Here is a 12,552-nt window from a genome sequence, read left to right on the forward strand (position 1 = left end):
GTACCGGTCGTACCGGTCGGCCCAAGCAGCCGCCTCCAGGGAGGTCCAGTTCAGTGACCAGCCAGGTCAGTAGCCCAGCCGAGCAGGCCGACGGGGCTGACGACACGAGTGAGTCCGTCGTCGGCGATCAGCGCGCGCCCGAAGGCGCGTCCGGTGTGCCCGGTGCGTCAGGCTCGAAGGAAGTCCGCCGTCTGGACCGGGTGATCATCCGTTTCGCGGGTGACTCCGGTGACGGCATGCAGCTGACGGGTGACCGGTTCACCTCCGAGACGGCGTCGTTCGGGAACGACCTGTCCACGCTGCCGAACTTCCCCGCCGAGATCCGCGCGCCCGCAGGCACCCTGCCGGGTGTGTCCTCGTTCCAGCTGCACTTCGCCGACCACGACATCCTCACCCCGGGCGACGCGCCGAACGTGCTGGTCGCGATGAACCCGGCCGCGCTCAAGGCGAACATCGGCGACGTGCCGCGGGGCGCCGACATCATCGTCAACACCGACGAGTTCACCAAGCGCCCCATGGCGAAGGTCGGTTACACCACCTCGCCCCTGGAGGACGGCTCGCTGGAGGCGTACCAGCTCCACCCGGTGCCGCTGACGACGCTGACGATCGAGGCGCTGAAGGAGTTCGGGCTCTCCCGCAAGGAGGCCGAGCGTTCGAAGAACATGTTCGCGCTGGGTCTGCTCTCGTGGATGTACCACCGCCCGACCGAGAGCACGGAGCAGTTCCTGCGGACGAAGTTCGCGAAGAAGCCGCACATCGCCGAGGCGAACGTCGCGGCGTTCCGGGCGGGCTGGAACTTCGGCGAGACCACCGAGGACTTCGCCGTCTCCTACGAGGTCGCCCCGGCCACCAAGGCGTTCCCGACCGGCACCTACCGCAACATCTCCGGGAACCTGGCGCTGTCGTACGGGCTGATCGCCGCCTCCCACCAGGCCGATCTGCCGCTCTACCTCGGGTCGTACCCGATCACGCCGGCGTCCGACATCCTCCATGAGCTGTCGCGCCACAAGAACTTCGGCGTCCGCACCTTCCAGGCGGAGGACGAGATCGCCGCCATCGGCGCGGCGCTCGGCGCGTCCTTCGGCGGTTCCCTCGCCGTGACGACGACCTCCGGGCCCGGGGTGGCCCTGAAGTCGGAGACGATCGGTCTGGCGGTCTCGCTGGAGCTGCCCCTGCTGGTGGTGGCGATCCAGCGCGGTGGTCCTTCGACCGGTCTGCCGACCAAGACCGAACAGGCCGACCTGCTCCAGGCGATGTACGGCCGCAACGGCGAGGCGCCGGTGCCGATCGTCGCCCCGCAGACCCCCGCGGACTGCTTCGACGCGGCCATCGAGGCGGCCCGGATCGCGGTCACGTACCGCACGCCGGTCTTCCTGCTCTCCGACGGCTACCTCGCCAACGGCTCCGAGCCCTGGCGGATCCCCGAGCCGGACGAACTGCCGGACCTGGGTGTGCGGTTCACCACGGCGCCCAACCACCAGCTGCCCGACGGCACGGACGTCTTCTGGCCGTACAAGCGCGACCCGCAGACCCTGGCCCGGCCGTGGGCCGTGCCCGGCACACCCGGTCTCGAACACCGCATCGGCGGCATCGAGAAGCAGGACGGCACGGGCAACATCTCCTACGACCCGGCCAACCACGACTTCATGGTCCGCACCCGCCAGGCCAAGATCGACGGCATCGAGGTGCCCGACCTCGTCGTCGACGACCCGGACGGCGCGCGCACGCTGGTGCTCGGCTGGGGCTCCACGTACGGCCCCATCACCGCCGCCGTCCGCCGGCTGCGCACGGGCGGCCACCCGATCGCGCAGGCGCATCTGCGCCACATCAACCCGTTCCCGCGGAATCTGGGCGAGGTGCTGAAGCGTTACGACAAGGTCGTGGTGCCGGAGATGAACCTGGGGCAGCTCGCCACGCTCCTGCGGGCGAAGTACCTCATCGACGCGCACTCCTACAACCAGGTCAACGGCATGCCGTTCAAGGCCGAACAGCTCGCCACGGCTCTCAAGGAGGCCATCGATGCCTGAGGTCAACGAGCTGCTTTCCCTCGTCCCCAAGGCCGAGGCCAAGCAGTCCATGAAGGACTTCAAGTCCGACCAGGAGGTCCGCTGGTGCCCCGGCTGCGGTGACTACGCCGTGCTGGCCGCCGTCCAGGGCTTCATGCCGGACCTCGGGCTGGCCAAGGAGAACATCGTGTTCGTGTCGGGGATCGGCTGCTCCAGCCGCTTCCCGTACTACATGAACACCTACGGCATGCACTCCATCCACGGACGCGCTCCGGCCATCGCCACCGGGCTCGCGACCTCGCGCCGCGATCTGTCCGTCTGGGTCGTCACGGGTGACGGCGACGCGCTGTCCATCGGCGGCAACCACCTCATCCACGCGCTCCGGCGCAACGTCAACCTGAAGATCCTGCTGTTCAACAACCGGATCTACGGGCTGACGAAGGGGCAGTACTCGCCCACCTCCGAGGTCGGCAAGATCACCAAGTCGACGCCGATGGGCTCGCTGGACTCGCCCTTCAACCCGGTGTCGCTGGCGATCGGCGCCGAGGCGTCCTTCGTGGCCCGGACGGTCGACTCCGACCGCAAGCACCTCACGAGCGTGCTGCGCCAGGCGGCCGACCACCCGGGCACGGCGCTGGTGGAGATCTACCAGAACTGCAACATCTTCAATGACGGTGCCTTCGAGGCGCTGAAGGACAAGGAGCGGGCCCAGGAGGCGGTCATCCGCCTGGAGCACGGCGAGCCGATCCGGTTCGGGGCCGACAACTCCAAGGGTGTCGTACGGGACCCGGCGACCGGCGATCTCGTCGTCGTACCGGTGACGGCGGACAACGAGCACCAGATCCTGGTGCACGACGCGCACGCCACCAGCCCGACCACGGCGTTCGCGCTCTCGCGCCTGGCCGACCCGGACACGCTGCACCACACACCGATCGGTGTGCTGCGCAGCGTGAAGCGGCCGGTCTACGACACGCTGATGAGCGATCAGCTCGACGCGGCTGTCGAGCAGAACGGCAAGGGCGACCTGTCGCAGCTGCTCGCCGGCAACGACACCTGGACGGTGGTCGGCTGACCGGCCGACCACGTCCGTACGTTCCGGGGCCCGGATCTCGTCCTCCACGAGACCCGGGCCTCGTCGTGTCGTTCCCCGTTGCGGGCCGGGCTGTCATGACCGTATTCCGATACGGACATGACAGTCCGGTCCGCCCGGCGCTACCGTCGTCGAACTGATGTGTGCGGTTCGGGAGGGCCAGTGAAGTCGGACGGAGAGCAGCGGGCGGGATTGCTGTACGGGATCGGCGCCTACGGCATGTGGGGTCTGGTCCCCCTCTTCTGGCCGCTGCTCAAGCCCTCCGGCGCGGTCGAGATCCTGGCCCACCGGATGGTCTGGTCGCTGGCCTTCGTCGCGATCGCGCTGCTCGTGGTGCGCCGCTGGGCGTGGGTACGGGAGTTGCTGGGCGAGCCCCGCAAGCTGGGAATGCTGGTGGTGGCCGCGGCCGTGATCAGCGTCAACTGGGGCCTGTACATCTGGTCGGTCAACACCGGCCATGTCGTGGAGGCGTCCCTCGGGTACTTCATCAACCCGCTCGTCACCATCGCCATGGGGGTCCTGCTCCTCAAGGAGCGGCTGCGGCCCGCCCAGTGGGCGGCGGTCGGCGTCGGTCTCCTCGCCGTACTGGTGCTGGCGATCGGATACGGGCAGCCGCCCTGGATCTCGCTCACGCTGGCGTTCTCGTTCGCGACGTACGGCCTGGTGAAGAAGAAGGTCAACATCGGCGGTCTGGAATCACTGGCCGCCGAGACCGTGATCCTGTTCGTGCCCGCGCTCGGCTATCTGGTCTGGCTGGGGATCTCCGGCGACGCGACGTTCGGACCGGAAGGGGCGGGGCACGCCGCGCTGCTGGCGGCCACGGGTGTGGTGACGGCCGTGCCGCTGGTCTGCTTCGGGGCGGCGGCGATACGGGTGCCGCTGTCGACGCTGGGGCTGCTGCAGTATCTGGCGCCGGTGTTCCAGTTCCTGCTGGGGATCCTGTACTTCCACGAGGCGATGCCGGCCGAGCGGTGGGCGGGCTTCGCGCTGGTGTGGGCGGCGCTGACGATCCTGACGTGGGACGCGCTGCGGACGTCGCGGCGTACGAGGGCGAAGGCGGAGGCGCTGCGGCGGGCGGAGGGCACGGCCGCGGCCCTTGCTCCGTCACCTGCGCCCGCGCCCGCGCCTACGGAGTCGTCGTCGCGGCCGTAGTACGGCGGGCGCGATGGGCCCGGACCTTGTGGAGATTCCCGCACCGCTCCATCGCGCACCAGCGGCGACGGCCCGGCCGCGAGGTGTCGACGAACAGCAAGTAGCAGTTGTGCGTGCCGCATTCGCGGAAACGGTCCGCGTACGGCCCCGTGAAGAGGTCCACGGCATCGCGCGCGACGGTCGACAGCAACTGCGCCCCTGTCGCCCCGGGAGCCCACTCCCGCGCCCCGTCCGCGCCCACCCGGGCGACGAGCGGGGCCTCGGCCGCCGCCGCGTTGAGGACGGCGAAGTCGGAGGCGTCGGCGGGGCGGCCGAAACGGTGACCCCCCGCACGGTCGGCGGTGATCCGCAGCAGCGCGTCACGCACCGCACGGGCCGCGCGCACGTCCGCCTCGTCCACCGCGAGCACCGCCCCCAGTCCGGGCGCGAGCCGGCTCTCCCCGGCCCAGCGGACCAGCGCGGCGGGCCGGTCCAGCGCCTCGTACGGCGTCGGCGCCGCCGGCCCACCGGTCACCAGCAACTCCAGGCAGAGGGCGCCCGGATCGAAACGGTAGGGACGCCCCTCGGAGGTCCCCAGGACCATCCCGGGCGTGCTCGTCGATCGGTCAGTCATGTAACCACTATAAGTGGTTTCGCAGGAGCCGGGATGTCCCACGCGGGACGGCGCGTGGAACGGCGCTGACCTACAGGTATCCGGAGTGCGAACACCCGTGTCCGGTTCCCGCTCTTGACGGTGTGTTGAGCGTGCGTCGACCATCAGCACGCATCCGCACCACTTCCGTCAGTCCCCGTACGGAATCCGGAGCCCCCACATGAAACTCTCCACGCTCTCCGTTCCCGCACGTTCCCTCCTTGTCGGCGCGCTCGCGATCGGCGGGCTGCTCGCGGGCGGTGTGCCCGCAGCGACCGCTTCGCAGGGCAGCAGCGCGGCGCCCGCCGCCGTTCTCGCCGCCCCCGACATATCCCTCACCAACGTCAAGGCGCATCTCAGCGAGCTCTCCTCCATAGCCGCCGCCAACGGCGGCAACCGGGCCCACGGGCGGCCCGGTTATCTGGCCTCCGTCAACTATGTGAAGGGCAAGCTGGACGCGGCCGGGTTCACCACCTCCGTCCAGCAGTTCACCTCCGGTGGGCGCGTCGGGTACAACCTGATAGCCGACTGGCCCGGGGGCGACCCCAACCAGGTCCTGATGGCCGGCGCGCACCTCGACTCCGTGACATCGGGCGCCGGGATCAACGACAACGGGTCCGGCTCTGCCGCCGTACTGGAGACCGCGCTCGCGGTGTCCAGAGCAGGGCTGGAGCCGGCGAAGCACCTGCGGTTCGGCTGGTGGGGCGCCGAGGAGCTGGGGCTGGTCGGCTCCCGCTACTACGCGAACAACCTGCCGTCCGCCGAGCGCGCGAAGCTCGACGGCTATCTCAACTTCGACATGATCGGCTCGTCGAACCCCGGCTACTTCGTCTACGACGACGACCCCGCCATCGAGCAGACCTTCAAGACGTACTTCGCCGGACTCGGCGTCCCGACGGAGATCGAGACCGAGGGCGACGGCCGCTCGGACCACGCCTCCTTCATGAGCATCGGCGTACCGGTCGGCGGGCTCTTCACCGGCGCCGGGCGTACGAAGTCGGCCGCCCAGGCCCAGAAGTGGGGCGGTACGGCGGGGCAGGCCTTCGACCGCTGCTACCACTCGGCCTGCGACACGACTGCGAGCATCAACGACACCGCGCTCGACCGCAACAGCGACGCCGTCGCCTACGCGATCTGGGAGCTGGCGACCTGACCCCCGCTCCCCTCACGCACTGATGTCCTTCGCCGTGAAACGCGCCCAGGCCGCCGAGCCGAACACGGCCGCGTACACGCTCTGCAGGCCGAGATTCTTCAGCACGTCGTCCCAGTAGAACGGCTCGCGGAGCAGATCGGCGAAGGACAGCCAGTAGTGCGGGAAGAGATACGGGTGGATCCCGTGCAGCTGCGGGATCGTGTCCAGGATCTGCACCGTGATCACCAGCCCGACCGTTGTGGCCATCGCCGCGATCCCGCTGTTGGTGAGGGTGGAGACGAACAGGCCCAGCGCCGCCAGCCCGATCAGCGAGGCGGCCACGACCAGCGCTATCAGCACCGCCCGCAGCAGCCCGTCGCCGAATGAGATGGTCGTGCCCGAGATGGTCGTGACGTCGCCGAGCGGGAAGAGCAGCGCCCCCACGACCAGCGCCGAGACCGCCACCGCCAGGGTGGCGGCCAGACAGAACACCAGCGTCGCCGCGTACTTGGCCAGCAGCAGGCGGGTCCGGCCCGCCGGTGCGACCAGCAGATAGCGCAGGGTGCCGCCGTTCGCCTCGCCCGCGACCGCGTCGCCCGCGATGACACCGACCGCCATCGGGAGGAAGACCGGCAGCGTAGCGGCGAGCGCGGCGAAGACCAGGAACAGCCCGTTGTTGGTGATCTGCGTGAGGAAGGCGGGGCCGGCGCCGCCCTCGGGACCGCCGCCGCCGACCGGGCCGCCGTCGCTCGTCTCGATCTTGATGGCGATGCCGATCAGGACCGGTACGGCCGCCAGCACGCCCAGCAGCGCGAGGGTGCGCCAGCGGCGGAAGGTGGTGGTCAGCTCGGAGCGGAAGAGCCCGAGCGTCCAGAGCGGCGATACTGCGCGAGCGGGGGCGGGGGCGGGGGCGGGAGCGGGGGCCTTGGCGGCGTCCCTCGCCACGTCCGTACGCGCGTCCGCACCCGCGCCCTCAACCCGCGACATCGAATCCCTCCCCGGTCAGCGCCACGAACGCGTCCTCCAGCGAGGCCCGTTCGACCCCGAAGGCCCGTACGCGCACACCCGCCCGTACGAGCCCGGCGTTCACCTCCGCCGGATCGGCGGGCTCCCCCGCGCCGGACACGGCGAGCTCCCCGCTGACCCGGTCCCCTGCCACCGTCACATCGGTGACGCCCAGCTCCTTCAGCACCCGCGCCGCGTCCGCCGGATCGGGCGTCGTGACCGCCAGCCGCCCGCGGGTACCCGCCGCCAGCTCGGCGACCGTGCCCTGGGTCAGCAGCCGCCCGCGTGCCATCACGGCGGCGTGCGTGCACACCTGTTCGATCTCGTCCAGCAGATGCGAGGAGAGGAAGACCGTCGTGCCCTCCCCGGCCAGCTCCCGTACGAGTGCCCTGATCTCCCGCATGCCCTGCGGGTCGAGGCCGTTCGTCGGCTCGTCGAGCACCAGGAGCCTGCGCGGCTGGAGCAGCGCGGCGGCGAGCCCGAGCCGCTGCTTCATACCGAGCGAGTACGCCTTCGCCTTCTTGCCGCCCGCCGCCGTGAGCCCGACGCGCTCCAGCGCCCCGGCCACCCGGGCCCGCCGGGTGCGGGGATCGGCCGTCGGGTCGGCGGAGTCGTACCGCAGCAGATTGTCGCGGCCGTTCAAGTACCCGTACAGCGCCGGGCCTTCGATCAACGCGCCCACCTGCGGCAGTACGGCCCTGGCCGCGCGCGGCATGGCGCGGCCGAGGACCGAGGCCGTGCCCGCGGTCGGCTCGATCAGGCCCATCAGCATGCGGATGGTGGTGGTCTTCCCGGAGCCGTTGGGGCCGAGGAAGCCGAAGACGCTGCCGGCGGGCACGGCGAGGTCGAGACGGTCGACGGCGAGCTGCCCGCCCCGGTAGCGCTTGGTGAGCCCGCGTGTCTCTATGACGACGGTCATCCCTGGCCCTTCCTTTCCCGACCGGTCCCACCGGTCCTGCCCGGCCCCGCGGCTCCACCCGGTCCTCCCGGCCCCGGCGCGCGGACAGCGGTCCGCCCCGCCGTACGGAGCGTACGACGGGGCGGGCTCACCTCGCGCTACTTCGCCTCGTTGGCCGCCTTGACCAGCGCGTCCTTCGTGACCGCGCCGACGAAGACCTTGCCGTCGTCCGTCATCAGGGCGTTCACCAGGCGCGTCTTGTAGACCGTGCCCGAACCGAACTTCCCCTTGACCTTGTCACCCAGCGCGTCCATGAACTGCCGGGCCTCGGCCGGCATGTCCTTCGACGCGGCTGCCGTCGGGGCCTTGGCGCCGGTGTCGAGCTGGACCACGGAGGTCCAGCCCTCGCCGATCACGTTCGGCTCCGAACCGAGCTCCTTGGCGTCCTTGGGCGCCTTGTGGGCCTGGTCCTTGCCGGCGGCCTTCGACTCGTCGGCCTCCGTCACCTTCGCGCCCTTGGGAGGCGTGAAGGTGAAGGTGGACGCGGCCGGCCGGGAGAAGTCGACCTTGGTGAAGCCGACGTCGATCACGGCCTTGCCGCCACTGCTCGGCAGGAGCGTGAACTTCAGCGGCGTACCGGTCTTGGAGTCGACCGCCACCTTGACGGAGCCGACCGTCGAACCGGCCTGCTTCGGCTTGATCACCAGCTGGTAGGCGTCACGGCCCGCGATCCGCGCCGTGCCGTCCACCGTCACCGAGGTCGTGTCGTCGGCGGCCTTCAGAGCCTCCCGCGTGAAGTCCTGCGGCGTGGCGGGCAGCTCCTTCGGAACCGCCTGGTCCTTGCCGGACTTGCCGGACTTCCCGGGCTTCCCGGACTTGCCGCTGTCCGCGCCGGCGGGCGCCTTCGCGTGATACGCCTGGTTGGAGGAGCTGTCGTACGCCCACACCTCGCCGGCGTTGTGGATCAGGCTGTACTCCGCGGCGCTGTCGAGGATCGACAGCCGCTGCTTGTCGGGTCCGTCCGTGGCGACACGCAGGGTGTGCTCGCCGGAGGCCAGTTCCATCAGCTTGCCGGTCGGCTCCGCGGCCGAACCGCCGTCCTTGCCGCCGCTGTCGGCCCCGCCCTTCGGCGCGAGCGCCCCGGCTGCCGAACCGCCGAGGCCACCGAGCGACGGGATGCCGAGGTCGGTCGTGATCTTGACCGTGCCGGACAGCCGCTCCGTGTCGGACGCCGCCATCTTCTCGATCAGCTGCGCCGCCGTGATCTTCGGCAGGTCCGGGTCGCCCGACGCGGCGAGCGCGGGGACGAGTCCGATGGTCGCCGCGGCGACCCCCGCCACCGCGACCGGGACCACATAGCGCGCCGCTCTGCGACGGCCCGCCGGAAGGTCCCCGGTCTCGTCGTTCTCGCCGGTGATCTGTGCGCTGTCGTTCGGTGCCATGTGTGCCCTACCTCCGTGGTCGGCGGCTTCCGTCCTTCACACTCGTCCACCCCTTGCCGCCATTCTCACTCGAATTGGTCCGGGGTGGCGTTCTCCATAAGACCAAATCGGCTAACCGGAAGCGTCAACCCGCGGGGCCAACCTCGCGTACTGCTCTGGGATGACAGCCGGACCCGTCACCTCCCCCATCCAGTAGGGGACGGCCGGATCCGGCGTCGGGGGCGTCAACAGGCGTACTCAGCCCGCGCGGTGGACCACCAGGTCGCACAGCTCCAGCAGCGCGGACTTCGCGTAGCACTCGGGCAGCGGCGCGAGGGCCGTACGCGCCTCCTCGGCGTACCGGACGGTGTCCCGCCGCGCCTGCTCCAGCGCCGGGTGCGCGCGCAGCCTGTGCAGCGCCTCGGTGTGCCGGGCGTCGTCCGTCAGGTCGCCGTCGAGGAGTTCGACCAGCTCGATGTCTTCCGGGCGCCCGTGCGCCTCCGCCTGGGCCCGCAGCAGCAGCACCGGCAGCGTGGGGATGCCCTCGCGGAGGTCGGTGCCCGGTGTCTTGCCGGACTCGTGGGAGTCGCTGGCGATGTCCAGGACGTCGTCGGCGAGCTGGAAGGCGACGCCGAGCCGCTCACCGTACTGGGTGAGGGTGTCGATGACCGTCTCGTCGGCGCCGGACGTCAGCGCGCCGAAGCGGCCCGACACGGCGAACAGCGCGCCGGTCTTGCCGGCGAGCACGTCGAGGTAGTGGCTGACCGGGTCGCGCCCGTCGCGCGGTCCGGCCGTCTCCAGGATCTGACCCGTCACCAGCCGCTCGAACGCCTCGGCCTGGATCCGTACTGCCTCGGGGCCGAGGTCCGCCAGGATGTGCGAGGCGCGCGCGAAGAGGAAGTCACCGGTGAGGACCGCGACGGAGTTGCCCCAGCGGCTGTTGGCGCTGTCGACACCCCGGCGTACGTCCGCCTCGTCCATCACGTCGTCGTGGTAGAGCGTCGCCAGGTGGGTCAGCTCGACGACGACGGCCGCCGGGACGATCCCGGGGGCGTACGGGTCGCCGAACTGGGCCGCCAGCATCACGACGAGCGGCCGGAACCGCTTGCCTCCGGCGCGCACCAGGTGCTGCGCCGCTTCCGTGATGAAAGGGACCTCGCTCTTGGTGGCTTCGAGGAGACCCGCCTCCACGGCCGACAATCCGCTCAGGACATCGGCTTCAAGAGCCGGGTCCCGCACGCTCAGCCCGAACGGCCCGACGACGGTCACGAGGGGTACTCCTGTCTGCTGACGATCACATGGATTGTCGATGTGTCGCTGCTGTCATTCAAGTCAGCGTATCCGGTCGAGTTTCGATCACCATGGGCGCCTTCCCGGCTCCACCCGTATGTTCGTGATCGGTAAATACGACCTGAACTACCCCCGTTTGTCCGCACCCCCTGCCCGTTCGGGCTACCGCCGGTAGGTTCCCCTAACTCCCCACCGCACTCGGGTCCTTTCGGGCATTGCGCGCTTTTCACCACTGCCGCCACCGGGCAACACCGACGTAACGTGTCCCGCATCGATCCGGAAAGCGAGGCAGCACCCATGCCCGAGCAGAGCCCGCTCGAAGTGGCCGAGGGCGACCCCTACGGTCCGCACAACCTCCCCTACGGCGTCTTCACCACGGCCGACGAGCCCGAGCGGCGCCGGCTCGGGGTCCGGGTCGGCGGCCATGTGCTCGACGCGGGGGCAGCCGCGCACGCGCTGGGCTCCCCGTACGCCGCGCTGCTCGACCGGCCGAGCCTCAACCCGCTGATGGCCGCCGGGCGCACGGCCTGGCGCGATGTACGCCGCGCGCTCACGGCCTGGGTGACGGTCCCCGCCCACCGGCCCGACATAGAACCGCTGCTGCACCCGCTCGGCTCGGTGACGATGCATCTGCCGTACGAGGTCGCCGACTGGGTCGACTTCTACGCCAGCGAGAACCACGCCACCAACCTGGGCCGGATCTTCCGGCCCGACGGTGAGCCGCTGACCCCGAACTGGAAACATCTGCCGATCGGTTACCACGGCCGCGCGGGCACGGTCGTCGTCTCGGGGACGGACGTGGTGCGCCCCTCCGGGCAGCGCAAGGGACCGGCCGACGCCGCCCCGGTCTTCGGCCCCTCGCTCAAGCTCGACATCGAGACGGAGGTCGGCTTCGTGGTCGGCACCCCGTCGGCGATGGGCCGCTCCGTGGAACTGGCCGCGTTCGACGACCATGTCTTCGGTCTCTCCCTGCTCAACGACTGGTCGGCGCGCGACATCCAGGGCTGGGAGAACGTGCCGCTGGGGCCGTTCCTCGGCAAGTCCTTCGCCACGTCCGTCTCGGCCTGGGTGACGCCTCTGGCGGCCCTGGACGCGGCGCGGGTCTCTCCCCCGCCCCGTACGCATCCGCTGCTGCCGTATCTGGACGACGCGGACGAGGAGGTGCCCGGCGGCTTCGACCTGCGGATCACGGTCACCCTCAACGGCCAGGTGCTCTCCGAACCGCCCTTCGCGGGCATGTACTGGACCGCGGCGCAGCAGCTGGCCCATATGACGGTGAACGGCGCCTCACTGCGTACGGGCGATCTGTACGGCTCCGGCACGATCAGCGGCCCCGAGCGCGGCCAGCGCGGCTCCCTGATCGAGCTGACGTGGAACGGCACGGAGCCGATCGAACTGGCGGACGGCAAGCGGACGTTCCTGGAGGACGGCGACGAGATCACCCTCACCGCCTGGGCCCCGGGCCCGGACGGCGTCCGCGTGGGCCTCGGCGAGGTGACCGGCCGGATCGTCGCCGGATGAGGACCGCCCCGCACCCGCTCAGGCCGCCGCTCGTCCTGCTGGGCGTGCTCCTGCTGGTGGTGCTGACGGCCCTCGCCCTCAGGGGCCGGGGCGACGAGCCCGGCTACGCGGACGGCTACACCTTCGGCCGGGACGAGGGCCCGGCCCGACATCTGGGCGGCGCGGACGCGTCCGACCGGGGGGCCGCCACCTCCGAGTGCGGGGAGCACGCGGAGACCGACGGCGTGAAGACGAACGACGACTGGATGGCCGGCTGCGTGGACGGCGCGCTGCGCCTCCCCGAGAAGCCCCCGGAGTCCGGGTCCTGAGGCCGGTCCCGGTCCTGACAGCCTTGGCACGCCGCTGAACGCCGTGGGGCCCCACCTTTGTCGGTGGGGCCCCACGGCGTTCACTCCTGTACTCCTGT

10 protein-coding genes and 1 pseudogene are annotated in these 12,552 nt (G+C 70.8%); 6 read left to right on the forward strand and 5 right to left on the reverse strand.

What is annotated here, in order from left to right:
• The first annotated feature begins 53 nt into the window (after positions 1–53).
• From OIE74_RS15230 to rarD, 3 genes are all read left to right on the forward strand, one after another.
• Positions 54–2,027 carry a 2-oxoacid:acceptor oxidoreductase subunit alpha gene (locus OIE74_RS15230; protein ID WP_329383259.1) on the forward strand — a complete coding sequence of 658 codons (1,974 nt, stop codon included), beginning with the start codon at positions 54–56 and terminating at the stop codon, positions 2,025–2,027.
• Positions 2,020–3,078: a 2-oxoacid:ferredoxin oxidoreductase subunit beta gene (locus OIE74_RS15235; RefSeq protein ID WP_329383261.1), complete on the forward strand. Its 1,059-nt coding sequence runs from the start codon at positions 2,020–2,022 to the stop codon at positions 3,076–3,078. Before OIE74_RS15230 ends, OIE74_RS15235 begins: the two co-directional genes overlap by 8 nt.
• A gap of 180 nt (positions 3,079–3,258) precedes the next feature.
• On the forward strand, positions 3,259–4,248 hold the full coding sequence (rarD, locus tag OIE74_RS15240; RefSeq protein WP_329383264.1) for an EamA family transporter RarD: 990 nt from the start codon (positions 3,259–3,261) through the stop codon (positions 4,246–4,248).
• On the opposite strand, the gene OIE74_RS15245 is transcribed toward rarD, so the two are convergent.
• Positions 4,223–4,861 carry a CGNR zinc finger domain-containing protein gene (locus OIE74_RS15245; protein ID WP_329383267.1) on the reverse strand — a complete coding sequence of 213 codons (639 nt, stop codon included), beginning with the start codon at positions 4,859–4,861 and terminating at the stop codon, positions 4,223–4,225. The two genes, rarD and OIE74_RS15245, sit on opposite strands and share 26 nt — an antisense overlap.
• A 199-nt stretch (positions 4,862–5,060) precedes the next feature.
• On the opposite strand from OIE74_RS15245, the pseudogene OIE74_RS15250 reads away from it, so the two are divergent.
• Positions 5,061–6,026 (forward strand): annotated as a pseudogene (locus tag OIE74_RS15250) (M28 family metallopeptidase); the annotation flags it as partial.
• Between the two features lie 18 nt (positions 6,027–6,044).
• Here OIE74_RS15250 and OIE74_RS15255 read toward each other — a convergent pair.
• From OIE74_RS15255 to OIE74_RS15270, 4 genes are all read right to left on the reverse strand, one after another.
• Positions 6,045–6,998 carry an ABC transporter permease gene (locus OIE74_RS15255; RefSeq protein ID WP_329383269.1) on the reverse strand — a complete coding sequence of 318 codons (954 nt, stop codon included), beginning with the start codon at positions 6,996–6,998 and terminating at the stop codon, positions 6,045–6,047.
• Entirely contained in the window at positions 6,985–7,935 is a 951-nt protein-coding gene (locus OIE74_RS15260; RefSeq protein ID WP_329383271.1) for an ABC transporter ATP-binding protein, read from the reverse strand. The genes OIE74_RS15255 and OIE74_RS15260 overlap by 14 nt, the downstream gene beginning before the upstream one ends.
• A gap of 137 nt (positions 7,936–8,072) precedes the next feature.
• Positions 8,073–9,356: a LolA family protein gene (locus OIE74_RS15265; protein ID WP_329383273.1), complete on the reverse strand. Its 1,284-nt coding sequence runs from the start codon at positions 9,354–9,356 to the stop codon at positions 8,073–8,075.
• Positions 9,357–9,593: 237 nt separating this feature from the next.
• Complete coding sequence (locus OIE74_RS15270; protein WP_329383276.1) at positions 9,594–10,604, reverse strand: polyprenyl synthetase family protein; 1,011 nt, start codon at positions 10,602–10,604, stop codon at positions 9,594–9,596.
• 318 nt (positions 10,605–10,922) lie between these two features.
• Here OIE74_RS15270 and fahA point away from each other — a divergent pair, with 318 nt between their 5' ends.
• Both fahA and OIE74_RS15280 read left to right on the forward strand, forming a co-directional pair.
• Positions 10,923–12,146, forward strand: coding sequence for a fumarylacetoacetase (fahA, locus tag OIE74_RS15275; RefSeq protein WP_329383279.1), 1,224 nt, complete (start codon positions 10,923–10,925; stop codon positions 12,144–12,146).
• Positions 12,143–12,454, forward strand: a complete 312-nt coding sequence (locus OIE74_RS15280) for a hypothetical protein (RefSeq protein ID WP_329383282.1) — start codon at positions 12,143–12,145, stop codon at positions 12,452–12,454. The genes fahA and OIE74_RS15280 overlap by 4 nt, the downstream gene beginning before the upstream one ends.
• Positions 12,455–12,552: the final 98 nt, after the last annotated feature.

It is taken from the genome of Streptomyces sp. NBC_01716 (genome assembly GCF_036248275.1).
Lineage (GTDB): Bacteria > Actinomycetota > Actinomycetes > Streptomycetales > Streptomycetaceae > Streptomyces.

What these genes read in the sequence shown, in the direction of transcription:
- OIE74_RS15235 (WP_329383261.1), top strand. Translation starts at nt 2,020, where the DNA reads ATGCCTGAGGTCAACGAGCTGCTTTCCCTCGTCCCCAAGGCCGAGGCC.
- OIE74_RS15245 (WP_329383267.1), bottom strand. Translation starts at nt 4,861, where the DNA reads ATGACTGACCGATCGACGAGCACGCCCGGGATGGTCCTGGGGACCTCC.
- OIE74_RS15255 (WP_329383269.1), bottom strand. Translation starts at nt 6,998, where the DNA reads ATGTCGCGGGTTGAGGGCGCGGGTGCGGACGCGCGTACGGACGTGGCG.
- OIE74_RS15260 (WP_329383271.1), bottom strand. Translation starts at nt 7,935, where the DNA reads ATGACCGTCGTCATAGAGACACGCGGGCTCACCAAGCGCTACCGGGGC.
- OIE74_RS15265 (WP_329383273.1), bottom strand. Translation starts at nt 9,356, where the DNA reads ATGGCACCGAACGACAGCGCACAGATCACCGGCGAGAACGACGAGACC.
- fahA (WP_329383279.1), top strand. Translation starts at nt 10,923, where the DNA reads ATGCCCGAGCAGAGCCCGCTCGAAGTGGCCGAGGGCGACCCCTACGGT.
- OIE74_RS15280 (WP_329383282.1), top strand. Translation starts at nt 12,143, where the DNA reads ATGAGGACCGCCCCGCACCCGCTCAGGCCGCCGCTCGTCCTGCTGGGC.